Origin of the sequence: Streptomyces xylophagus (genome assembly GCF_000716435.1) — a bacterium.
Lineage (GTDB): Bacteria > Actinomycetota > Actinomycetes > Streptomycetales > Streptomycetaceae > Streptomyces > Streptomyces xylophagus.
In genome coordinates this window covers 181,117-204,152 of the sequence record NZ_JNWO01000019.1, presented here as the reverse complement: position 1 = coordinate 204,152, position 23,036 = coordinate 181,117, and the positions used below count along the sequence as shown (strand labels likewise).

The window sequence follows — 23,036 nt, the reverse complement described above, 5'->3', positions numbered from 1 at the left end:
TCTCCTGTGAACTTCAACCCCGCAGGCAGCGGCAGTGCGTTCAACACTTGAACGCTTGATGGAGGTCTAGCGAAGACGCTGAGAGATGACCTTCGACACCCCGTCGCCCTGCATGGAGACGCCGTACAACGCGTCGGCGACCTCCATCGTGCGCTTCTGGTGGGTGATGACGATCAGCTGCGAGGCCTCCTGCAGCTCCTGCATGATCCGGATCAGCCGCTGGAGGTTGGTGTCGTCGAGCGCCGCCTCGACCTCGTCCATCACGTAGAACGGGCTGGGCCGTGCCTTGAAGATCGACACCAGGAGCGCCACGGCCGTAAGGGACCGCTCCCCGCCGGAGAGCAGGGAGAGCCGCTTGACCTTCTTGCCGGGCGGGCGGGCCTCCACATCCACCCCCGTGGTGAGCATGTTGTCGGGATCGGTCAGGATCAACCTGCCCTCGCCACCCGGAAACAGTCTGCTGAAGACACCCTCGAATTGCAGGGCCGTGTCCCGGTAGGCCTCGGTGAAGACCTGCTCGACGCGCTCGTCGACCTCCTTCACCACTTGAAGCAGGTCGGCGCGGGTCTTCTTCAGGTCCTCCAGCTGCTCGCTGAGGAACTTGTGCCGCTCCTCCAGCGCCGCGAACTCCTCCAGCGCGAGCGGGTTGACCTTTCCGAGCTGCTGGTACGCCCGTTCGGCCGACTTGAGCCGCTTCTCCTGCTCGGTGCGGTGGAACGTCCGGGGCTGATTGCGCGGGTCCTCCGGGTCGTCCGGCAGCACCTCGCCCTCGGCGGCGAGCGAGGGCGGCACGAGCTGGTGCGGGCCGTACTCCTCGACGAGCCCCGCCGGCTCCACGCCCAGCTCCTCCAGCGCCTTCGTCTCCAGCTGCTCGATCCGCATCCGCTTCTCGGCACCGAGCACCTCACCGCGGTGCACCGAGTCGGTCAGCTTGTCGAGTTCGCCCTTGAGGTCGCGCCCCTGATTGCGGGCAGCGGCCAACTCCTGCTCGCGCCGCGCCTTGGCGGCATCGGCGGCGGTCCGCTCCTCGTCGGCGCGGCGCAGGGACACCTCGACGTGCGCGAGCAACTGCCGTGCCCCGAAGGCAACCGCCTCCGCCACGGCCGCCTCGTGCCGCAGCCGCGCGAGCCGCTGCTCCGCACGCGCGCGTGCCTCACGCTCCGCGCGTGCGGCACGGTCGAGCGAATCGGCCCGCCCGGCAAGCCCCTTGACCCGCTCCTCGTGCGTACGGACCTGAAGCCGCGCCTCCATCTCGGTCTGCCGAGCGTTGGCACCATCGGCGGCGAGCCGGTCCCGCACGCTCGTATCGGGCTCCTCCTCGACCGGCATCTCCTCGGCCACGGCAAGCCGCTCGGCCAACACCTCGACCTCTTCCACGGCCCTGTCGAGCGCCTCCTGCGCCCGTGCCGTCGCCGCGGTCGACCGCTCGGCCTCGCCGGCGGCGCCCCGCGCCTGGCCTGCGAGCCGGCCCAACTGCTGTGCTACGGCGGACTTCTCGCGCTCGGCGGCGCGGCGCCGGTCCCCCAACTCCTCGACGAGTGCGGCGCATTCCTTGCGGCGCTCGCCTGCGGCCTGCTGTGCGTCGGCCAACTCCTCGCAGCGGACGGCCAGTTCCTCCAGCTCGGCGGCCGCTTCGTCCACGGAGGCCTGGACTTCGAGGAGGCTGGGGGCGCCGGCGGAACCGCCGTGGGCGAAGTGGGCGCCGAGCAGGTCGCCTTCGGCGGTTACTGCGGTCAACTCGGGGTGCGCGTATACGAGTTCTTCAGCGTCTTCGAGGGTTTCCACGACGACGATGTTGTGGAGGAGGCGGCGGACTGCGGGCATGAGGTCGGCGGGGGCGCGGACCAGCTCGGCTGCGAAAGGTCGTTGGGCGTCTGCGGGTTCGTCGTGGCTGGTCGCGCCGTTCCCCGCGCCCCTATAGGGCGCCTCAGTGGTCGGCGTCGTATGGTCAACGCCCCCTGCCAGCAACAGCGCTGCCCTGCCGCCGTCCTGTTTGCGCAGCAAGCGGATCGCGTCGGCTGCCGACGCCGGAGTCGTCACCGCGATCGCGTCCGCCGCGGCGCCGAAGGCTGCTGCCAGAGCTACCTCGTGGCCCGGGGTTACCGTCAGCAGCTCCGCCGCCGGGCCCAGGACTCCGGTGAGCCTATCTCGTGAGCCGAGCAGTATCCCGGTGCCGTCCTTCCGCCTCAGGCCCAGTGCCAGCGCCTCGTGGCGGGCCTGGGTGGCCGCTCGCTTGCGTTCCACCGCGGTGGCCGCCTCGCGCGCTGTCGTCAGCGCGGCCTCTGCCTCGGCCAGTTGGCGCTTGCCCGCCTCGTGCCGCTCGGAGAGTTCCGCGTCGCCGGCGTCAAGGCCGTCGACCTCGGCCTGGAGTGTCTCGTACTCCTCCTGCGCGGTGACGGCCCGTTCTTGGGCCTCGTCGCGGGCGGAGGCGAGGCGGTCGATCTCGGCCTGGGCGGAGGCGGCGCGTGAACGGGCCGCGTTGACCTGGCCGTTGAGCCGGGCGAGGCCCTCTCGGCGGTCGGCGATGGAACGGGCCACGTCCTTCAGTCGCCGTTCCTCGGCCGTCAACTCCCGCTCCAGTTCGGAGCGGTGGGCTACCGTGTCCTCCAGGGCGTGCTCGGCCGCCTCCAGGGCCGCTTCCAACTCGGCTTCCTGCTCGCGGATCCGGGCGGCCTCGCGCTCCATGTCCTCGGGGTCGCGCCCTCGCCGTTCCTCGGGCGGTGCCGAGGTCGCGCTCTTCACCCGGGCGTCGGCGAGCGAGATCGTGCCGCGTACCCGCTCGGCCAGCTGGGACAGCTCGTACCAGGTCTGCTGGGCGCGCTGGAGGCGCGGCGTGAGCTGCCGTACCTCGTCCTCCAGGAGCCCCTCGCGCTGGAGTGCCTTGCGCAGCTCCAGTTCGGCGGCTTCCTTGCGTTCCTTCAGCGCGGCCTCGTCGGCGATCTCGGTGTTGAGCGCCTGACGCAGTCGTACGAGATCGTCGGCAAGCAGGCGGAGGCGGGCGTCGCGGAGGTCGGCCTGGATGACGGCGGCGCGGCGGGCGACGGCGGCCTGGCGGCCCAAGGGCTTGAGCTGGCGCCGGAGTTCGTCCGTGAGGTCCTGCACGCGCGCGAGGTTGGCCTGCATCGCGTCCAGTTTCCGGAGTGCCTTCTCCTTGCGCTTGCGGTGCTTGAGGACTCCGGCCGCTTCCTCGATGAAGGCGCGGCGGCCCATGGGGTCGGCGTGGAGCACGGAGTCGAGCTGGCCCTGGCCGACGATGACGTGCATCTCGCGGCCGATGCCGGAGTCGGAGAGGAGTTCCTGGATGTCGAGGAGGCGACACGTGTCGCCGTTGATCTGGTACTCGCTGCCGCCGTTGCGGAACATGATCCGCGTGATGGTGACCTCGGCGTACTCGATGGGCAGTGCCCCGTCGGAGTTGTCGATGGTCAGGGACACCTCGGCGCGGCCCAGCGGGGGGCGGCCGGTGGTGCCGGCGAAGATGACGTCCTCCATCTTGCCGCCGCGCAGCGACTTGGCGCCCTGTTCGCCCATGACCCAGCTGAGCGCGTCCACGACATTGGACTTGCCCGAGCCGTTCGGACCGACGACGCACGTGATCCCCGGCTCGAACCGGAGCGTGGTCGCCGAGGCGAACGACTTGAACCCTCGCAGGGTCAGGGCCTTGAGGTGCACGCCGCTGGACTCTACCTTCCGCCGCTCGCTCTCTCCATGAACGTCCGGTTCCCCGCGGTTTCGCCCTTGAACGTGCAGGGCACACCAAACGTTAAAGAGGGTGGAGGCAGGCGGGGGAAAGAAAGAAGGGACGCCGAAGCGTCCCTTGCAAACTCTGACAATTTAGCGGTTGATGCAGTCCGCCCAACCACTGCTTGTCATGTGATGCGTCGCAGTGATCAGGTGAGCGCGGGCTCCGCCTGGCGTGCGTCGAGCTCGAGAAGCGAATCGTGAGTTGCGGCAGCCGTCAGCGCGTCGTTCTCGTCCTGGATCCGAACGAGCTCGGATTCCAGGTCCTGGACGCGTTGCTGGAGCCGTCGCATCTCGGCGAGGAGTCGCGGGTCAGAGCCGCCGACGTAACCGAGAAGCGCCTTTGCCATGATGGATGGTCCTCCACACTGAGTGACCGACCGAAGCGGTGTGGGTCGTGAGGGAATCGCACCCGCGATGCTTGACACACTCGAGGGTTGCTCTGCTGTTCTTCCATGCCAAACAGCTAAGGTGCGCGGGGTTTTCAGCGTCTCACCAAAATGTTTGACGGTCAACACGATCACGCGCCGTATTGGTGGGCAACCCGGGGGCACGCGGCCCGGAGCGGGCGGCGTTGCGACTCCTGCGGGGCCTCTCAGCGGGTGGCGATCATTCTTAGCCGGTGAGCCTGCCAGAGCGAGCCGTTCTTGGCAACCACCAGGCAATTTCTGCTATGGGCAGCTGCCGGTGGCATGTTCCCCCGCTTCCGCCAGGGCCGGTTTACACCGTTTCGCAGAATGTGCTCAGCGGATCGCGAAGCCGTCGTAGCCGCCACGAGGTGTGTCCCAGATCTCGGTGACGCCGTCCACGCGCCCGGGCGTGTCGTGCCCCCGGAGCCAACCGAGGAGTCCTTCGCAGCCCTCGCGCGCCCCCTCGGCGACCACTTGCACGCGTCCGTCGCCCAAATTGAGAGCAAAACCACTCAGGCCCCCGATCTCCAGAGCCTTGGCACGGGTAAACCACCGAAAACCCACACCTTGCACACGCCCTCGCACCCAGGCGACCATCCGCACATCCTCGCTCATGGCTGCAACCTAACCGGCCAAAACCTCTCTGGGCACTTGCTCCCCTCGCGCCATGCGGTACCGTCCGCCCCAATGAATCTCATATGAAACTCACTCGATCGAGTGAGCTGGGTCACCGCACGGACGAGTTGACCGCAAGGACGAAAGGCAAGGACATGGGACGCCACCGACGCTCCGCCGCCGGCCGCGCCGCCACGGGCCGCGCCACGGGGGTCACAGAGACGCACGGCTCATATACGAGCGGCTACGACCCGCATGACTCGTACGACTGGAACGACCGCTCCGACCGGAACGACCACTCCGGCTGGAACCCGGCAGACGGCTCGACGATAGGCATGGCGCCCTATCTGCACCCCGAGGGTCCCGCCGAGTTCCACCAGCAGCACCAGACCCACGCGAACCACCAGGTCCCCACGGACCACCAGGTCCCCACGGACCACCAGGTCCCCACGGACCACCAGGTCCCCACGGACCACCAGGGCCACGCGCACCACGAGGTCCCGCCGAAGAGCGAAGCCCGTCTGCGGGCCGAGTCCCGTCTGAAGGCCGAAGGACGCCTGAAGAGCGAGGCCTATCTGTTCGCCACCGAGGAGGACTACGCCGTGGTCTTCCCCGAGGCGGCCGGCGCCTCCTCGCGGGGCGACGGTTCACGCCCGGGCCGCGGACGCCGTCGTAAGCGCAAGAGCGTGACGCCGGTCAAGACGGGCCTGATCGGTGTCTCCGCCGCCGTCGCCATCGGCACGGTGGCGGTCGCCGCGGGTGCGATGCCGGGGCTGGAGAACTACAAGCTCGGCGGCGGCAACAGCTCGGACAAGGTGCAGGCCGCCGGCTCGCCGTCCAACTCGGCGACCGAGCAGGGCGGTACCTCCGGCAGCGCGGAGTCGCGCGACGACGGCTCGTCCACGAGCCGCGACGCGAACCGCCCGGCCTCCCCCTCGGCGGCTCCGACCAAGTCCGCCACCGCGCCCGCCGCCAAGGCCCCGGCGAAGAAGCCGACGGCCACCCCGACCGAGGAGCCGACCACGACTCCCTCGGCGAAGCCCACCACTCCGACGCCTACGCAGTCCGCCGCCGCGCCGGTGACGGTCTCCGCGGAGGCCGCCGCCGAGGCCGAGGTGCTCAAGCTCGTCAACGAGCAGCGGGCCCTCGTCGGCTGCAGCCCGGTGGCCGCGAACAGCGCGCTGACCGAACTCGCCGAGAACTTCAGCACGCAGATGGCCACCGAGGACTTCTTCGACCACACCGACCCCAGCGGGGCCACCCCGTGGGACCGGGCGGAGAAGCTCGGCATCACCAACCTCGGCGGCGAGAACATCGCCCGCGGCCAGGCCGACGCGGCCGCGGTCATGGACGCCTGGATGAACAGCGCCGGCCACAAGGCCAACATCCTGAACTGCGACTTCAAGACCCTGGGCGTCGGTGTGCACTTCGGCACCGGCGGCCCCTGGTGGACGCAGGACTTCGGGTACTAGTCCAAGACTGGCACCGATTCCGACAGGGAGCACTAACCTCTGGTTAGTGCTCCCTTTTGGTTAGCGCTGCGTTCGCGTACGCTGTTGAAATGGACACCACTCAGGAGCGTACGGAGGAGCAGAACTTCCCGTACAGCGTGTTCGCCAAAGCATGCCCCTCCCGGGTCACCCTGGAGCACGTCACCGGCCGCTGGGGCGGTCTGACCCTGTGCGCGCTGCACGAGGGCTCCCTGCGCTTCAACGAACTGCGGCGCCGCGTCGACGGCGTGAGCGAGAAGATGCTCTCGCAGACCCTGCACGCCCTGGAGCGCGACGGCCTGGTGCACCGCGAGGCCCAGCCGACCAACCCGCCCCGCGTGGACTACGAGTTGACCCCGCTGGGACACGGCGTCGCCGAACGCCTGATGGGACTCGTCGACTTCGTGGAGAGCCGCATGGGCGACGTCCTCGCGGCCCGCACGCGCTACGACGAGACGCGCGGCGGCCTCTAAGGCCTGGGTGCCCGCTGGCACTTCGGGCAGAAGTAGCTCGACCGGTTCATCCACGCCCGCCGGCTCATCGGCGTACCGCAGCGCCGGCACGGCAGACCCTCGCGGCCGTACGCGTCGAGCGAGCGGTCGAAGTAGCCCGACTCCCCGTTCACGTTGACGTACAGGCTGTCGAAACTGGTGCCGCCGACGTCGAGGGCCGCGTTCATCACGTCCCGTGCGTGACCGAGGAGTTCGGCGGTGCGCGGGCGCGTGAAGGTCGCGGTCGGGCGTTCGTAGTGGACGCGGGCCCGCCAAAGGGCCTCGTCCGCATAGATGTTGCCGACTCCGCTGATCAACGACTGGTCGAGCAGGGCCCGTTTGATGGTCGTGCGCTTGCGGCGGAGGGCCTGGTGGAACAACTCGTCGTCGAACAACGGGTCCAGGGGGTCACGCGCGATGTGCGCGATGACGTCCGGCAGTCCGTCGGGGGTGGTGTCGTGCAACGACAGCCCGCCGAAGGTGCGTTGGTCGACGAAGCGGAGTTCGGTGCCGAGGCCGTCGGCGAAGCGGACCCGGATGCGCAGATGCTTCTCGTCGGGGAACTCGTGCTGCTGGACCAGGAGTTGACCGCTCATCCCGAGGTGCGCCAGCACCGCCTGGTGGGTGTCCTCCAGCGGCAGCCACAGGTACTTGCCGCGCCGGCTGGGGGTGCCGATGCGATGCCCCTTGAGCCGGTGCGCGAAGTCGTCGGCACCGGCGACATGACGCCGTACCGCACGCGGATGCAGCACCTCGGCGTCGGCGACGGTGCGCCGGGCGACCCACCGCTCCAGGCCTCGCCGGACGACCTCGACCTCGGGCAACTCGGGCATGGCATCCCCTGTGGTCACGGGTGAATGAGCCGAGCGCCCGCCCCACTCGGGGACGGGCGCTCGGGTCGCACTGTTCGGTCAGGCGGACGCCGACGACTGGTCGGCGCTCTCCTCGGCAGGCTGCTCAGCGGCCTCGGCGGCGGTTTCGACGGCCTGTTGTTCGGCCGTCTCCTTCGCCTTCTCGGCACGCTCGTCCGCGTCGGCCCGGATGGACCGCCAGGCGGACTCGGCGGCCTGCTGCTCCGCCTCCTTCTTGCTGCGGCCGGTGCCGGTGCCGTACGAGACGCCTCCGACGCGGGCGGCAGCAGTGAAGGTCTTCTCGTGATCGGGGCCGGTCTCCGTGACCAGGTACTCGGGGACACCGAGCCCCTCGGTCGCGGTGAGCTCCTGGAGACTGGTCTTCCAGTCCAGGCCGGCACCGAGGTTCGAGGACTTCTCGATGAGCGGGTCGAACAGGCGATGTACCAGTTCGGAGGCCGCGTCGAGGCCCTGGTCGAGATAGACCGCGCCGATCACCGCTTCAAGGGTGTCGGCGAGGATGGACGCCTTGTCCCGGCCACCCGTGCCCTCTTCACCGCGGCCGAGCCGGATGAAGGAGCCGAGTTCCAGACCGCGACCGACCTCCGCCAGCGCACGAGAATTGACCACCGCGGCCCGCAGCTTGGCCAGTTGGCCTTCGGGCAGGTCGGGGTGGGTCGTGTACAGCGTGTCCGTGACGACGAGGCCGAGCACGGAGTCCCCGAGGAACTCCAGCCGCTCGTTCGTCGGCAGACCGCCGTTCTCGTACGCGTACGAACGGTGGGTCAGCGCACGCACCAGAAGGGCGGACTCGAGGTGATACCCGAGCCGCCCTTCCAACAGCGTGTGGGACGAGGCCGTGTCCGCCTGTTTCTTGGCGGTCGATTCCGCCTTGACGTCAGACATGGAGCCTCTCACCAGCCGCTCAGACCTCGAGGACCTGGCGCTTGTTGTACGTGCCGCAAGACGGGCACGCGATGTGCTGCTGCTTGGGCTCGTGGCAGCGCTCGCACGCAACCAGAGGGGTGACCGCAGCCTTCCACTGCGACCGGCGGTGGCGCGTGTTGCTGCGCGACATCTTCCGCTTCGGAACAGCCACGGCTACTTCTCCTGCTTCTCGTTGGCGCGCGCCGGTCGGGGCGCTTCGCCACTGATCTCGTCCTTCTCGCCGTCTTCGAGTGAACCGGCGAGTCCCTGCAGTGCCGCCCAACGGATGTCGACGGCTTCGTGGTGGTGGTCCGGGTCGTCCGTGAGCCGCGCTCCGCACTCGGAGCACAGGCCCAGACAGTCGTCCTGGCACACCGGCTGCATCGGCAGTGCGAGCACCACCGCATCGCGCAGCACGGGTTCGAGGTCGAACAGGCCGTCCTCGATGAAGAGCCTGTCCTCGTCTTCCTCGGCGTCGTCGACCGGTTCCGCTTTCACACGGCCACGGTCGTCGGCGTCAGGGTACGAGAACATCTCCTGGAAGTCCGCTTCGAGCGACAGCTCGAGCGGCTCCAGACACCTTACGCACTCCCCCTTCGCCAGTGCACGGGCGGTGCCTGTGACAAGCACACCTTCCATGACCGACTCAAGCCGGAGGTCGAGCTCCACCGGTGCGCCTTCCGGCACTCCGATGACTCCCTGGATCCCGAGATCCTTGGGAGCGTCGATCGAACGGTTCAGGCGCTGCAGCGCACCAGGACGCCGCCCCAGCTCGTGAGTGTCGAACACGAGAGGGTTGCGGTGGTCGAGGCGGGCGTTCAGAGCCATCCCTGTCTTTCGGTCTGCTAGCTCAAGAGGACGCTGCCCTTCGGTGCTTCCGGGCAGCGTTGATCGCGGACGTACACGCGACCGAAGAGCCAGGATACTGGACCTTTCGCTCACGGCCCAATCCGGTGGTTCCTTACAGGCCTCGACCCTGCTCGTACGCCCGCAGCTGCTCCGCGCTGATCATGCCGGTGTCGAAGAGACTGGTCTCGTCGAGCGCGTACCCCTGCTGCTGAGCCTGCTGGTCGACCTGGGCCTGCTGCATCTGGTTCGGGTCGTACACGGGCTGCTGGCCCGTGTCATAGCCCTGGTAGGCGTACGGGTCGGCCTGCTGGTACCCGTAGGGGTCCTGCTGCTGGGGCTGGGCGTACTGCTGCTGGTAGCCGTACGGGTCCTGCTGCTGCGCGGTCTGCTGGTAGTCGTAGGCCGCCTGCGGGGCGTAGTCCTGCTGCTCGGGCTGGAGCGGGGTGTTCGAGACCGGGGTGTCCGTGACGGTCGCGAGGTCGGCGAGGTAGTCGGCGTCGCTGGTGTGCTGGACCTGGTTGCCCTCGTCGTCCAGGGCGAGAGCCCCGAGGTCGTCGCTGGCGATCCGCCCGTGCAGCTTCTGCCGGCCCTTTCCTACGGCCTCCAGGGTCTTGGCGAGGACCGCCTCGAAGGCGCCGAGCTTGACGTCCACGTACGCGTCGGCGTCGCGGCGCAGGGTCTCGGGGTCGTGGCTGCGCTCGGGGGCGTCCTCGTCCTCGTAGCCCTGGTCGTCGATGCCCGGGCCCGTACCGAGCAGCTTCTCGCGGCCTCGCCCCACCGACCCGAGGGTCTTGGTGAGGACGACCTCGAAGTTGGCGAGCTTGGAGTCGACGTAGTCGTCGGCCTCCGCACGGACCTCCTCGGCCTCCTGGCGGGCCTCGGCGAGGATGCGGTCGGCCTCGTTCTGCGAGCGGCGGGCCACCTCGGTGTCGGAGATCAGCGAGCCGCGCTCGGCGTGCGCGGTCTGGATGATCCGCTCGGCCTCCTGGCGGGCCTGCTCGACCATCTCGTGCCGGCCGCCGATCAGCTCCTGCGCCTCGGCCAGCGAGTCGGGCAGGGCCGCACGCACCTCTTCGAGCAGCGTGAGCAGCTCGGCGCGGTTGACCACGCACGAGGCCGACATGGGCATGGACCGGGCGCTGGAGACCGAGGCGACGATCTCGTCGAGCTTCTTCTGCACGTCCACCGTGTGCTCGCCACTCTCTACCGACGTGTTGGAGACGGACGGGTCGACTGTACGACCACTCCCGCCCCGCCCGACACCGGGTGACGCACTGTCAGTCCCTCAGGCCTTGCCGAGCCGCTTCTGGAGCGCTTCCAGGACGACCGCCGGCACCAGGTGGGAGATGTCGCCGCCCCACTGCGCGACCTCCTTGACCAGCGAGGACGACAGGAAGCTGTAGGTGGGGCTGGTTGGGATGAACAGGGTTTCGACGCCCGACAGTCCGTTGTTCATCTGGGCCATCTGGAGTTCGTAGTCGAAGTCGCTGACCGCGCGCAGGCCCTTGACGATGGCGGGGATGTCGCGCTGCTTGCAGAAGTCGACGAGCAGGCCGTGGTAGGCCTCGACCTGGATGTTGCCGAACTCCGCGGTGACCTCGCGGATCAGCTCGATCCGCTCGTCGACGGTGAACATGCCCTTCTTCGACTGGTTGATCATCACGACGACGTGCACCACGTCGTACAGCCGGGAGGCACGGGCGATGATGTCGAGGTGTCCATTGGTGATGGGGTCGAACGACCCCGGACAAACGGCGCGGCGCAACTGAGTTCCCTCGCTCTCCGGTCCGGTCATCGTGCGTCTTCGCACGTAGAGGCGGCGCGACCGTACCAAAAGGTCCCCTCGCCGTAACGACGGGCCCGGATCGCGTCGAACCCGTCCGGCCACCCGAATTCGCCGCCTCTGGTGCTGCGCTCCACGGTGACGAGAGCGTCGTCCGCGAGCCAGCCCTCCGTCCGGAGTGTGAGCAGAATCTCCCGAAGATCGTCGTCCGTGACGGCGTACGGAGGGTCCAGGAACACGATGTCGTACGGCTCCGCCGGCGCCGGTGTCCTGACGATCTGTTCCGCTTTGCCCGCCCTGACCTCGGCGCCGGGGAGGCCGATGTTCTTGACGTTCTCCCTGATGACGCGCGCGGCCTTCGGGTCGGCCTCCACGAGGAGGGTGTGGCTCGCGCCGCGGGAAAGGGCTTCGAGGCCGATGGCGCCTGAGCCTGCGTAGAGGTCGAGGACTCGTTCGCCGTTCAGGGGGGCGCCGAGGAGGGACTGCCAGGTGGAGAAGAGGCCCTCGCGTGCGCGGTCGGAGGTGGGGCGGGTTCCGGTGCCGGGCGGGACGGCGAGTCGACGTCCGCCGGCTTCGCCGGCGATCACGCGGGTCATCTGGGGTCCTTGTTCGTGGGTGAGTGCAGGTCCATTGTGGCTGGTCGCGCAGTTCCCCGCGCCCCTAGGGCATCGCCGCTAGCCCTTTTCCAGGTACTGCTCTCTCTCCTCGTCCAAGAGGGCGTCCAAGGCCGTACGCAAGCCGGGAAGTCCCGTCAGTTCAGGATCGGTCGCCACCACCGCCGTCGCCTCCTCCCTAGCCTCCGCGATGACCTCCTCGTCCTCGATGACGGACAGCACCCGCAGGGAAGTACGGGCGCCGGACTGCGCCTGTCCCAGCACGTCACCCTCTCTCCTCTGCTCCAGGTCGATGCGGGAGAGTTCGAAGCCGTCGAGGGTGGAGGCGACGGCGTTGAGGCGTTGGCGGGCGGGGCTGGCCTCGGGCATCTCGGTGACCAGGAGGCAGAGGCCGGGGGCCGAGCCACGGCCCACCCGGCCGCGGAGCTGGTGGAGTTGGGAGACGCCGAAGCGGTCGGCGTCCATGATGACCATGGCTGTGGCGTTGGGCACGTTGACGCCGACCTCGATGACCGTCGTCGCGACCAGGACGTCCGTGTCCCCGGCGGCGAAGCGGCGCATCACGGCGTCCTTGTCGTCGGGGTGCATACGGCCGTGCAGCACCTCGATCTTGAGTCCCTGGAGGGGGCCCTTGGCGAGTTGGGCGGCGATGTCGAGGACGGCGAGCGGTGGGCGCTTCTCGGCCTCGTCCTCGGGGGACTTCTTCTTGCCGGCCTTCTTGGGGTCGTCGTCCTCGTCGCCGATGCGGGGGCAGACGACGTACGCCTGATGGCCGTTGCCCACCTCTTCGCGGACCCGCTCCCAGGCGCGGGCCAGGAAGTGGGGTTTGTCGGCGGCGGGGACGACGTGGGTGGCGATCGGTGAGCGGCCGGCCGGGAGCTGGTCGAGGACGGAGGTCTCCAGGTCGCCGAACACTGTCATGGCGACCGTGCGCGGGATGGGGGTGGCGGTCATGACAAGGAGGTGCGGGGGTTGTTTGCCCTTGCCGCGCAGGGCGTCGCGCTGTTCCACGCCGAAGCGGTGCTGTTCGTCGACCACGACCAGGCCCAGGTCGTGGAACTGCACCTTGTCCTCGATCAACGCGTGCGTGCCGATCACGATCCCCGCCTCCCCGGTGACGAGGTCGAGGAGGGCCTGACGCCGGGCGGCCGTCCCCATGGACCCGGTGAGCAGCGTGACCTTGGTCGCCCGCTCGGCCCCGCCCAACATCCCGCCCTCGGCCAACTCCCCCATCATCTCGGTGATGGAGCGGTGGTGCTGCTGGGCGAGCACTTCGGTGGGGGCGAGCATCGCGGCCTGTCCGCCCGCGTCGACCACGGCGAGCATGGCGCGGAGGGCGACCATCGTTTTCCCCGATCCGACCTCCCCTTGCAGCAGTCGGTGCATCGGATGCTCGGTCGCCAAGTCGTCGAAGATCTCCCTGGACACCTTCACCTGCCCGTCCGTGAGGGTGAACGGGAGGCGGTCGTCGAAGGCGGTGAGGAGGCCGTCGGGGGACGGTTTGCGGGCTACGGCGGGGAGTTGGGCGTCGGTGTGGCGGCGGCGGGCGAGGGCCACCTGGAGGACGAAGGCCTCGTCCCACTTGAGGCGGTCGCGGGCGGCGGCGATGTCCGCCTTGGTGTGGGGGCGGTGGATCTTGAGGAGGGCTTCCGGGAGGGAGACCAGGCCGCGGCCCTCGCGGAGGGAGTCCGGGAGGGGGTCGACGGCCTCCTGGGCGCTGGGCAGGACCGTCTGGAGGGCCTTGCCGATCTTCCAGGACTCGAGTTTGGCGGTGGCGGGGTAGATGGGGATCAGGGTGCCCGCCCATGTCTCCACGGTTTCCTCGGCGTCGCCCTTCAGCAACTCGTACGCCGGATGCGCGAGTTGCAGACGGCGGTTGAAGACGGAGACCTTGCCCGCGAACATCGCGCGCGTGCCCGGCAGCAGTTCCTTGTGGGGTTTGTGAACTCCCGAGCCGAAGAAGACGAGTTGGAGCCGGCCGCTGCCGTCCGTGATCGTGACTTCGAGACGCTGGCCCTTGCCCCGGGGGGCCTTGCTGGACGCGAAGGTGTGCAGGCGGGCGTCGGCGACCTGGGCGACCACGGTGACGTGCTCGTCCATCGGCAGCTCGGCGAGGTGTGTGAGCTGGCCACGCTCCTCGTATCGGCGCGGGTAGTGGTGCAGGAGGTCGCCCACTGTGTGCAGGCCGAGATGCTCGGCCATCACCTTCGCGGTGGCGGGGCCGAGCACCTTTTTCAGTGGTTCTTCCAGTGCGGGCACGAGATCCATTGCACACCACGCCACTGACAATGCCGTATACGTCTTGCGAAACCCCTGGTCAGACGGGTCGTTCGAGGCCTAGGATGGCGCGCTCCGGCCATCCCCCGCGGTCACCGCCTCACAGGGACCGCCCGACCCCCGCGCCGTTCGCACCTTCCCCCACCTCGGCGCTGCGACGATGGACTCCCAGACCTCACAGTCATCCCAGGCATCCCAGTCACCTCATACGTTCCAGGTCGACCTGCGCGGTTTGGTTGACCTGCTCTCCCATCACCTCTACTCGAGCCCCAAGGTCTATCTGCGCGAGCTGCTGCAGAACGCGGTGGACGCGATCACCGCCCGCCGGGCCGAGCAGCCCGACTCCCCTGCCCTGGTGCGGCTGTACGCCGAGGGCGGCACCCTGCGCGTCGAGGACTCCGGCGTCGGGCTCACCGAGGCGGACGTGCACAACCTCCTCGCGACCATCGGCCGTAGCTCCAAGCGTGCCGACGGGCTCCAGGAGGTCCGCTCCGAATTCCTGGGCCAGTTCGGCATCGGGCTGCTCGCCTGTTTCGTGGTCGCCGAGCGGATCCGGGTCGTCAGCCGCAGCGCCCGTACGCCCGACGCGCCGCCCGTGGAGTGGACGGCGACCGACGACGGCTCGTACACCGTGCGGACGCTGCCCGACTCCGAGCACCCCGAACCGGGCACCACCGTGCACCTGGTGGCGCGCGCCGGGGCCGGGGAGTGGCTCACCAAGGAGCGGGTCCTCGCGCTGGCGCGGGACTTCGGGGCGCTGCTGCCGTACGACGTGCGGGTGGACGGTGAGGCGATCACCGATCTGCCCGCGCCCTGGGACCGGTCGTACCCGAGTCCCAGTACGCGGCGGGTGGCGCTGGCGCGGCACTGTCACGAGCTGTTCGGGTTCACGCCGTTGGACTCGATCGAGCTGTCCGTGCCGCTCGCCGGTATCCGAGGGGTGGCCTATGTGCTGCCGTCGGCGGTGAGTCCGGCGCAGCGCGCGACGCACCGGGTGCATCTCAAGGGCATGTTGCTGACCGAGCGGGCCGAACAGCTGCTGCCCGACTGGGCGTTCTTCGTGCGCTGTGTGCTGGACACGGACAGTCTGCGGCCCACGGCCTCGCGCGAGTCGCTGTACGAGGACGAGACGCTGGCCGCCGTACGGGAGGCGCTCGGGGAAAGGATTCGCTCCTGGTTGACCGGGCTCGCGGCGGGCGATCCGGAGCGGCTGGCCGCGTTCCTGTCGGTGCACCACCTGGGGGTGAAGTCCCTGGCGCGGCACGACAAGGAGATGCTGCGCACGATGCTGCCGTGGCTCCCCTTCGAGACGACCGACGGACGGGTCTCCCTGGAGGAGTTCGCGCAACGGCACCCGGTGGTGCACTTCACGCGGACCGTCGAGGAGTACCGGCAGGTCGCCCCGATCGCGTCCGCGCAGGGCATCGGGGTGATCAACGGCGGTTACACCTACGACGGCGAGCTGGTCGAGGCGTTGCCGTCGGTGCGCCCGGGGACGGTGGTCGCCGAGCTGGACTCGGACACCGTGACCGCGCACCTGGACTCGGTCGACCCGGCCGAGGAACTGGCGCTGGCGGACTTCCTGGCCGCCGCGCGGGCCAAACTGGACCCCCTGGGCTGTGACGTCGTCCTGCGGGCCTTCCATCCGCTGTCGGTGCCCGCGCTGCACCTGGACGACCGTTCGGCCCGGCACGAGCAGGCCCGCGCGGAGGCCGAGGAGCAGGCCGACGACCTGTGGGCGGGCATTCTCGGCTCGCTGCGGGGCAGCGCTCCACGCGCGCGTCTCGTGCTCAACCATCTCAACCCGCTGATCCGGCGCATCAGTTCACTCAGGGACCGGGACCTGATCGGGACGGCCACGGAGTCCCTGTACGGGCAGGCACTCCTGATGGCGCAGCGACCACTGCGCCCCGCCGACTCGGCACTGCTGAACCGGGCGTTCATCGGCCTCCTGGAGTGGGCCACACACGGGGAGGGCGACCACTGATGACAGGGATCACGGACTTCGACGCGCTGCGCCGGGCGATGGCGGAGAACTCCGAGGAGCCGGAGGGACCGGCCCGCAACGCGCGCGCGGAGCAACTGCTCGCAGAGGCCGAGAAGTTGGACATCCCGCTCGCGGTGATCGAGGCGCTCGGACACCAGCTGAAGGTCTACAACTACAGCTCCGAGAAGGACAAGATGTTCGTCCCCTTCGCGCGCCTGCTGCGCATGTGGGACGAGAAGCCCGAGGACTTCGACGAGTACGAGGTCCACTCGCTGCACTGGGTCTTCAAGTGGATGTCGTCCGGCATGCTCGGCCAGCCGCACATCCCGCTCGCCTCCATCGAGAAGTGGCTCGGCGAGATGGAGCACCGCTACCGGCTGGCCGGACACTCCGAACGGGCCGTCCGCAGCGCCGAGTTCAGCGTCGCCTCGCACATCGGGGACCTGGACAGGGCCGAGCGGGCCTACGCCGCGTGGCTGGCCGCCGACCGGGACACCATGGCCGACTGCCACGCGTGCGAGCTGCACAGCCAGGGCGAGTGGCAGGTGCGGCGCGAGCGGGACGCCGAGGCCCTCACCCTGTGGGAGCCGGTCCTGGAGGGCGAGTTCACCTGCGCCCACGAGCCGCACACCGTCCTGGCGTCCTCCCTGGCGCCCCTGCTGCGCCTCGGGCGGGCCGACGAGGCGCGCGCCCATCACCTTCGGGGTTTCCGTCTCGTACGGCCCATGGAGAGCATGCGGGGCGCGTACGCGGACCATGTGGAGTTCTGCGCGCTGAGCGGCAACGAGGCGCGCGGTCTCGAGCTGCTCGCGGAGCGTCCGGCGTACTTCACGGACTCCGGGAACCCTCGTAGCGGGCTGGACTTCCTGTCCGTGGTGACCCTGCTGATGGACCGCCTGACCGAGCTGGGGCTCGGCGACCAGCGGGTGCCGGGACCGGCCGGCCGCGCGTGGACGGCACGCGAACTCGCCGCGCACGCACGCGTGGAGACCCTCGCGCTGGCCGCCCGCTTCGACGAGCGCAACGGCACGACGTACGTCGGCGACCGGGCACGCGCGCGTATGGACCAGCGGCCCCTGGTGGAACGGCTGCCCCTGGGAGTGCGTTCGGCGGGCCGGCCGGTCGCGGCACCGGTACAGACGAACACCACACCTGAACCCGCCTCGGAGAAGGACCTCGCCGAACTCCTCACGGAGGCGCGGCGGTTGTCGGACACGCTCCAACCGCACGCCGTAGAGGCCTGGTTGGCGGTCGCCCGGGCCGCCGAGGGCGTGGAGCTTGCCGCCCTCGACCGTGCCGAGATCGCCGACCACCAGGCAATGGACCAGGGCCCGGAGGGCATCGCCCTCTTCGAGCGCGCCGCCGAGCTGTACGCGGAGGCGGGCGACCCCGGGGAGGCGCTGGCGGCACGCGCGCGTGGAGCGTACGTACGTGCTCTCACGGGCGAGATCGACGAGGCTCTCCTGGCGATCGCCGAGCCCTACGACGGGGTGCTCGCCCTGTACTCCGAGGACGGCACCGGCGTACGGCAGACGGCGGCCGTGCTGATGAGCCGGGCCCGCATTCTGATGCGGGGCGTGCAGGAGGACCCGGGCGACTCCCCCGACAGTGCGGTCCTGGCCGCCGCCGAAGCCGCCGTACGAGAAGTGTTGGCCCTTGTCGAGGGGCACACCGGGGACGATGTCCGGCTGGCCGCGCGGGGGGCCGAGGGGCAGGCGATGCTGGCCGAGCTCGCGGTGCGGGGCGGGGACGTGGAGACGGCCGTACGGCTGTTCTCGAAGGCGACGACGGCCTTCGTGGGTGCGGGGCTGCCGTGGTTCGCGGTGGAGTACGAGGCCCGGCTGGCCGGGCTCGCCCATCACCTCGGGGACGTCGCGGAGGCGGAGCGGGCGCTGCGGGCGGCCCTGGAGCACGGCGGGCCGTATCTGGAGGCTCCAGGGCGGGCGCAACTGCATCTTCAGCTCGCCGAGGTGCTCGGCGGCCGGGGGCGGTCCGAGGAGGCCGCGGAACACGCCCTGGAGGCCGCGCACTGGTCCGACGAGGCGGGCGAGGGCCCGACGCTGGGCGCCTGGGCACGGCACCAGCTGGGCGGCTTCCTGCTGCGCCAGGGCCGATGGGCCGAGGCCGCGGAGGTGCTGGAGTCGGCGCTGCCCGACCTAACGGCCGAGACGCACGGCGACGGTGCGGTCGTACAGACGCAGTGGTGGCTCGGGGACTGTCTGAGCGAGCTGGGCGAGCACCGGGCGGCTGCCGAGCGGCGGTTGCAGGCCGCCGAGATCGCGCGGGAGTGGCCCGAGCAGAACGACCACGCGACGCTCGCGCACCTCGCGGCCGAGTCGCTGGGGCACGCGGGGCTGCACGCCGAGGCGGATCAGGCGTACGCGCGCGCGGGTGAACTGTGGCGGTCCCTGGGGAACGTGCACGGGCTCGTCCGCTCGCTGCGCGCCCGCGGGTGGCTGGCGTTGCGCGCGGACCGGGAGGACCGGGGCCTGGACGGTGCGCGGGAGTTGATGTCGGCCGCGATCGAGGAGTGCGAGGCGGCGCTGCTCGTGACGGACGACGAGGAGGCGCGGCAGCGGCTCACCGGTGAACTCGGCCACACCCACCGCCAGTTCGGCGAACTGCTGGCCCGTTCCGTCGCCGAGGAGGCCGAGGACACCGCGATCCAGACCGCGTTCGAGGACGCCCTGACGCAGACGGCGGAGGCGGTCTCCGTGTTCGCCGCCCTCGGGGAGGGCGCGGTGCACACCCGTACCGGCGCCGAACTCGCCGCGGGCTGGCTGGAGGCCGACCTCAGCCGCCCGGCCGACGCGGCGGCACGCGCGCGTGGCGTGCTGAAGGCCTACGAGGGTGCCGACGACGGCGACGAGACGGTACAGGCGCGTCGTGCCGAGGCGGAGCAGCTGCTCCAGCTCATGGAGGAGCAGACGGCCCAGGAGTAGGCCTACTCCACGCCGATGAGCAGCAGGGCGCCCTGCCGGCCGCCCCGGTACACCACCGTGTCGACGGCGAGGTAGGACTCCCGGACGTGCACCTCCAGGATGTCGGCGACGCTCTCGGGTGCCTCGTCGCCGAGGACGAGCGTGACGAGTTCGCCGCCGGCCGCGAGCATGCGGTCGAGGACGGCCCGGGCGGTGGCCGTGACGTCGGCGCCGATGACGGCCACGTCGCCGTCGACGAGGCCCAGGACGTCCCCGGCCTGGCAGATGCCGGCCATGGTCCAGGACTGGCGCTCGGCGACGGCGACCTCGGCGTAGCGGGTCGCGCCGGCCGCCGAGGTCATGGAGACGACGTCCTCGTCGAAGCGGCGCTCCGGCTCGTGCACGGCGAGCGCCGCGATCCCCTGGACCGCGGACCGCGTCGGGATCAGCGCGACCCGGATGCCTTCGGCGCGGGCCTGCTCGGCCGCTGCCGCCGCCGTGTGCCGCAGGTCCGCGTCATTGGGCAGCAGCACGACCTCACGCGCGTGTGCCCGTCGTACGGCCGCGACCAACTCCCCGCTGGCGGGCGGCTCCCCGGGGCGCGCGAGCACGGTGGTCGCGCCGGCCTCGCCGTAGAGCCCCGCCAGCCCCTCACCGGGCACGACGGCGACGACGGCCCGCTGCGCACGCTCCCGGGGCGGCCGTTCGGCACCGGTGGTGTGGACGTCACCGAGCCCGAAGTGAGTGATCCGGATGCGGTACGGCCGTCCCGCCTCGACGCCCGCTTCTACGGCGGCGCCCGCGTCGTCGACGTGCACATGGACGTTCCACAGGCCGTCGCCGCCGACCACGACGAGCGAGTCGCCGAGGGCGTCCAGCCGCTCCCGCAGCCGCGTCACGGCCGAGTCGTCGGCCTCCAGGAGGTAGATCACCTCGAAGGCGGGGCCGCCGTCCTCCGATGCCTCCGGGCCGTCCTCGCACAGGATGACGTCGGCAACAGCGGCATCACCGTCAGGGACACCAGCAGCGCCGGAATCCAAAACGGCCTCCACGCGTGCGTGCGTCACATCGGCGACCACGCGTGCGTGCCCCCCGAAGACCGGCGCCTCCCGTGTGAACGTCTCCACCAGCGCGGCCAGCACCGCCACCAGCCCCCGCCCGCCCGCGTCGACGACTCCCGCGCGCTCAAGGACGGCCAGTTGCCCCGGGGTCGCGGCCAGCGCCGCGCACGCCCCGTCGTAGGCGGCCCGTGCGACGGTGCCGCAGTCGCCCTCGGTGTCGTCGGCCGCGTCGGCAGCCGCCGAGGCGACCGAGAGGACCGTGCCCTCGACCGGATGGGCCACCGCGTGCCGGGCGGAGTCGGCCGCGCGCCGCAGGGCGAGCCGCAGCCCTTCTCCGTCCGTGTGAGCCGTCTCACCGTCGGCGGCGAGCACCTGGGCCATGCCCCGCAGCAGCTGCGCGAGGATCGTCCCGGAGTTGCCGCGCGCCCCTATGAGCGCCCCGTGGGCCATCGCGTGGGCGGCGTCGGCCAGCGGCGGTTTCTGCTCGGTCAGGGTGCCGTGTCCGTCGAACACCGCCTCGACCGCGGCGACGGCGGACTCCATGGTCAGGTACAGGTTGGTGCCGGTGTCCCCGTCGGCCACGGGGTACACGTTGATCGCGTCGATCTCCTCGCGCGCACGCCCCAGCGCCCGCAGCGCGAGACCGCACCAGGTACGCACCGCGAGAGCATCGAAGAATGTCTGCGGCACCTGCGGCACCTGCGCCTCCTTGAGCTGCTGGACTGGGAACGCAGCGTAGACCCCGGGGCGGCCCGGACCCGAGGAGGGCCGGAGCGGGCCCCCGACCAGGCATGGTAGTTTCGTTGTACTGGCGCGGTCGTTGTATGCTGCTCCGGTTGCCCGATCCCGATCGGGCCTTCCCTCTGGCAATGCCATTCCAGATCTTAGATCTCGGTCTCGGCATGCCGGGATCATCCGTAAGTGCATCTGTGCATCTGAAGTCTTTGGAGTGACCCGTGGCTGCCAACTGCGACGTCTGTGGCAAGGGGCCGAGCTTCGGCAACAACATCTCGTTTTCGCACCGCCGTACGTCCCGTCGCTGGAACCCGAACATTCAGCGACGCCGTATCGTGGTCGGCGGGACGCCGAAGCACGTGAACGCTTGCACCTCGTGCATCAAGGCCGGCAAGCTCTCGCGCTGACGCACAGCTAAGCGCGCGGCCACTGCTGGTTCGCTGCATCGAGCCGGTCCACCTCATGTGGGCCGGCTTTTTGCTGTGCCTCGGGCCCGGTTCAGTTCCTGAAACGCCACCCGTGATCCACCGGCCCGATCCCCCCGCCGAGCGCGAACCCCGCCGCGATCGCCCCGGTGACGTACGCCTTGGCCGCCGTCACCGCCTCCGGCACCGACCGCCCCTTGGCCAGCTCCGAGGCGATCGCCGAGGCGAGCGTGCAGCCCGTGCCGTGGGTGTGCCGGTTGTCGTGCCGGGGTGCGCGCAGCCAGTACTCCTCGGAGCCGTCGGTCAGCAGATCCACCGCGTCACCCGGCAGATGACCGCCCTTGATCAACACCCAGCGCGGCCCGTACCCGAGAACAGCCGCCGCGGCGTCCCGCAACTGCCCCTCCGTCTCGACCCGTACGCCGGTCAGCTGAGCCACCTCGTCGAGGTTCGGCGTCGCCACGGTCGCCACCGGCAGCAGTTTCGTCCGAACGGCGTCCAGCGCGGAGTCCGCCAGCAGCGAGTCCCCGTGCTTCGAGATGCCCACCGGGTCGACGACCGTAGGGACGTCCGTGTCGCCGATCAACCCCGCGACCGTCTCGACGAGTTCGGCCGACGCGAGCATCCCGGTCTTCACGGCCTGTACGCCGATGTCGTCGACGACGCTGCGGTACTGGGCGCGCACCGCCTCCGCCGGAAGTTCCCAAGCCCCTTGCACCCCGAGGGAGTTCTGCGCGGTGACCGCGGTGACGACGCTCATGCCGTGCACGCCGAGCGCGAGCATGGTCTTCAAGTCGGCCTGGATTCCCGCCCCTCCACCGGAGTCGGAGCCGGCGACCGTCAGCACCAGAGGCTTCACGACTCGATGTCCCCGAAGTGGTCCCAGCCGCCCTTGCTGGTCCACGGCGCCCCGTCCACCGTCACCTGGGGCAGCGCCGAGGGGTTGAGGACCTCGCCGATGACCTTCCAGCGGGCCGGCAGCTTCACGTCCGGCGCGAAGGTCGCCACGATCGCGTGGTCCTCTCCCCCGGTGAGCACCCACTGGATGGGGTCGACGCCGACGGCCTGCCCGATGTCGTTCATCTGCGTCGGGATGTCGATCGCGCCGGACCGGATGTCGATCCGGACCTTGCTGGCCTCCGCGATGTGCCCGAGGTCGGCGATCAGCCCGTCGCTGACGTCGCACATCGAGGTCGCGCCGAGCCCGGCCGCCGCCGGACCCGCGTGGTACGGCGGCTCGGGGCGCCGGTGCGCCTCCACGAACGCGCGCGGCGAGCGGAAGCCCCGCGACAGCACCGCGAACCCGGCCGCGGACCAGCCCAGCCAGCCGGTCACGGCGACCACGTCACCGGGCTGGGCGCCGCCCCGGGTGACCGGCTCGCGGCCCCGCAGATCGCCGAGCGCGGTGATCGACACCATGATCGTGTCGCCTCGTACGACATCGCCGCCGACCACCGAGGCGCCCGCGACCTGGCACTCGTCGCGCAGGCCGTCCATCAGCTCCATGGGCCAGGTGACCGGGAGTTCGGCCGGTACGACGAGGCCGAGGAGCAGCGCGGTCGGTACGGCGCCCATGGCGGCGATGTCCGCGAGGTTCTGCGCGGCGGCCTTGCGGCCGACGTCGTAGGCCGTGGACCAGTCGCGACGGAAGTGCCGGCCCTCCAGCAGGATGTCGGTGCTGGCCACGACCCTGCGGTCGGGCGCGGCGACGACCGCGGCGTCGTCGCCGGGGCCGACCCGGACCGCGGGGGTGGTGGTGAGCCGGGAAGTGAGCTCCCTGATGAGCCCGAACTCCCCCAACTCACCGACGGTGCCCTTCATCGTTCGTCCTCTTCTCGTGACGGCAGCGCCCGGTCGCG

General features: G+C 70.4%; 19 protein-coding genes. 5 read left to right on the top strand and 14 right to left on the bottom strand.

The genetic code is table 11. From position 1 onward, the window contains the following. Positions 1-66: 66 nt before the first annotated feature. From smc to OO70_RS35175, 3 genes are all read right to left on the bottom strand, one after another. The gene (gene smc, locus OO70_RS35185; protein ID WP_043680471.1) at positions 67-3,672 is read right to left on the bottom strand and encodes a chromosome segregation protein SMC; all 3,606 of its coding nucleotides are present in this window, start codon (positions 3,670-3,672) and stop codon (positions 67-69) included. A 218-nt stretch (positions 3,673-3,890) separates the two neighbouring features. Then, a complete protein-coding gene (locus OO70_RS35180; protein WP_033282668.1) occupies positions 3,891-4,091 on the bottom strand; it encodes a hypothetical protein in 201 nt (66 codons plus the stop codon). Positions 4,092-4,484: 393 nt separating this feature from the next. Further along, positions 4,485-4,766, bottom strand: a complete 282-nt coding sequence (locus OO70_RS35175) for an acylphosphatase (RefSeq protein WP_078651682.1) — start codon at positions 4,764-4,766, stop codon at positions 4,485-4,487. Between the two features lie 155 nt (positions 4,767-4,921). On the opposite strand from OO70_RS35175, the gene OO70_RS35170 reads away from it, so the two are divergent. Both OO70_RS35170 and OO70_RS35165 read left to right on the top strand, forming a co-directional pair. Continuing rightward, a complete protein-coding gene (locus tag OO70_RS35170; RefSeq protein ID WP_043680694.1) occupies positions 4,922-6,238 on the top strand; it encodes a CAP domain-containing protein in 1,317 nt (438 codons plus the stop codon). Positions 6,239-6,327: 89 nt separating this feature from the next. Further along, entirely contained in the window at positions 6,328-6,729 is a 402-nt protein-coding gene (locus tag OO70_RS35165) for a winged helix-turn-helix transcriptional regulator (RefSeq protein ID WP_043680467.1), read from the top strand. Here OO70_RS35165 and mutM read toward each other — a convergent pair. From mutM to recG, 8 genes are all read right to left on the bottom strand, one after another. Further along, entirely contained in the window at positions 6,726-7,580 is an 855-nt protein-coding gene (mutM, locus tag OO70_RS35160; RefSeq protein WP_043680464.1) for a bifunctional DNA-formamidopyrimidine glycosylase/DNA-(apurinic or apyrimidinic site) lyase, read from the bottom strand. The genes OO70_RS35165 and mutM overlap by 4 nt on opposite strands. Before the next feature lie 78 nt (positions 7,581-7,658). Then, complete coding sequence (gene rnc, locus OO70_RS35155) at positions 7,659-8,504, bottom strand: ribonuclease III (protein WP_043680461.1); 846 nt, start codon at positions 8,502-8,504, stop codon at positions 7,659-7,661. 19 nt (positions 8,505-8,523) lie between these two features. Next, the gene (gene rpmF / locus OO70_RS35150) at positions 8,524-8,697 is read right to left on the bottom strand and encodes a 50S ribosomal protein L32 (RefSeq protein WP_015657589.1); all 174 of its coding nucleotides are present in this window, start codon (positions 8,695-8,697) and stop codon (positions 8,524-8,526) included. Positions 8,698-8,699: 2 nt separating this feature from the next. Further along, positions 8,700-9,353, bottom strand: a complete 654-nt coding sequence (locus OO70_RS35145) for a YceD family protein (RefSeq protein ID WP_043680456.1) — start codon at positions 9,351-9,353, stop codon at positions 8,700-8,702. Between the two features lie 133 nt (positions 9,354-9,486). Continuing rightward, a complete protein-coding gene (locus tag OO70_RS35140) occupies positions 9,487-10,560 on the bottom strand; it encodes an ATP synthase F0 subunit B (RefSeq protein WP_043680453.1) in 1,074 nt (357 codons plus the stop codon). Between the two features lie 99 nt (positions 10,561-10,659). Then, complete coding sequence (coaD, locus tag OO70_RS35135) at positions 10,660-11,139, bottom strand: pantetheine-phosphate adenylyltransferase (RefSeq protein WP_199827476.1); 480 nt, start codon at positions 11,137-11,139, stop codon at positions 10,660-10,662. A gap of 26 nt (positions 11,140-11,165) precedes the next feature. After that, positions 11,166-11,753 carry a 16S rRNA (guanine(966)-N(2))-methyltransferase RsmD gene (gene rsmD, locus OO70_RS35130; RefSeq protein ID WP_043680446.1) on the bottom strand — a complete coding sequence of 196 codons (588 nt, stop codon included), beginning with the start codon at positions 11,751-11,753 and terminating at the stop codon, positions 11,166-11,168. A gap of 78 nt (positions 11,754-11,831) precedes the next feature. Then, on the bottom strand, positions 11,832-14,039 hold the full coding sequence (gene recG, locus OO70_RS35125) for an ATP-dependent DNA helicase RecG (RefSeq protein ID WP_043680443.1): 2,208 nt from the start codon (positions 14,037-14,039) through the stop codon (positions 11,832-11,834). Between the two features lie 169 nt (positions 14,040-14,208). Between recG and OO70_RS35120 the strand changes: the two genes are divergently transcribed. Together OO70_RS35120 and OO70_RS35115 are read left to right on the top strand one after the other, a co-directional pair. Continuing rightward, a complete protein-coding gene (locus OO70_RS35120) occupies positions 14,209-16,035 on the top strand; it encodes an HSP90 family protein (protein ID WP_043680441.1) in 1,827 nt (608 codons plus the stop codon). Beyond that, the gene (locus OO70_RS35115) at positions 16,035-18,977 is read left to right on the top strand and encodes a tetratricopeptide repeat protein (protein ID WP_043680438.1); all 2,943 of its coding nucleotides are present in this window, start codon (positions 16,035-16,037) and stop codon (positions 18,975-18,977) included. Before OO70_RS35120 ends, OO70_RS35115 begins: the two co-directional genes overlap by 1 nt. A gap of 2 nt (positions 18,978-18,979) precedes the next feature. Here the strand turns inward: OO70_RS35115 and OO70_RS35110 are convergent, their stop codons facing one another. Continuing rightward, positions 18,980-20,716, bottom strand: a complete 1,737-nt coding sequence (locus OO70_RS35110) for a DAK2 domain-containing protein (RefSeq protein WP_043680435.1) — start codon at positions 20,714-20,716, stop codon at positions 18,980-18,982. 257 nt (positions 20,717-20,973) lie between these two features. Here OO70_RS35110 and rpmB point away from each other — a divergent pair, with 257 nt between their 5' ends. Beyond that, positions 20,974-21,159, top strand: a complete 186-nt coding sequence (gene rpmB / locus OO70_RS52930) for a 50S ribosomal protein L28 (RefSeq protein ID WP_078651681.1) — start codon at positions 20,974-20,976, stop codon at positions 21,157-21,159. Between the two features lie 91 nt (positions 21,160-21,250). Here rpmB and thiD read toward each other — a convergent pair whose 3' ends face one another. Both thiD and OO70_RS35100 read right to left on the bottom strand, forming a co-directional pair. Beyond that, positions 21,251-22,036, bottom strand: a complete 786-nt coding sequence (gene thiD, locus OO70_RS35105) for a bifunctional hydroxymethylpyrimidine kinase/phosphomethylpyrimidine kinase (protein ID WP_043680432.1) — start codon at positions 22,034-22,036, stop codon at positions 21,251-21,253. After that, the gene (locus tag OO70_RS35100) at positions 22,033-22,998 is read right to left on the bottom strand and encodes a thiamine-phosphate kinase (protein ID WP_043680430.1); all 966 of its coding nucleotides are present in this window, start codon (positions 22,996-22,998) and stop codon (positions 22,033-22,035) included. Before OO70_RS35100 ends, thiD begins: the two co-directional genes overlap by 4 nt. Positions 22,999-23,036 lie beyond the last annotated feature (38 nt).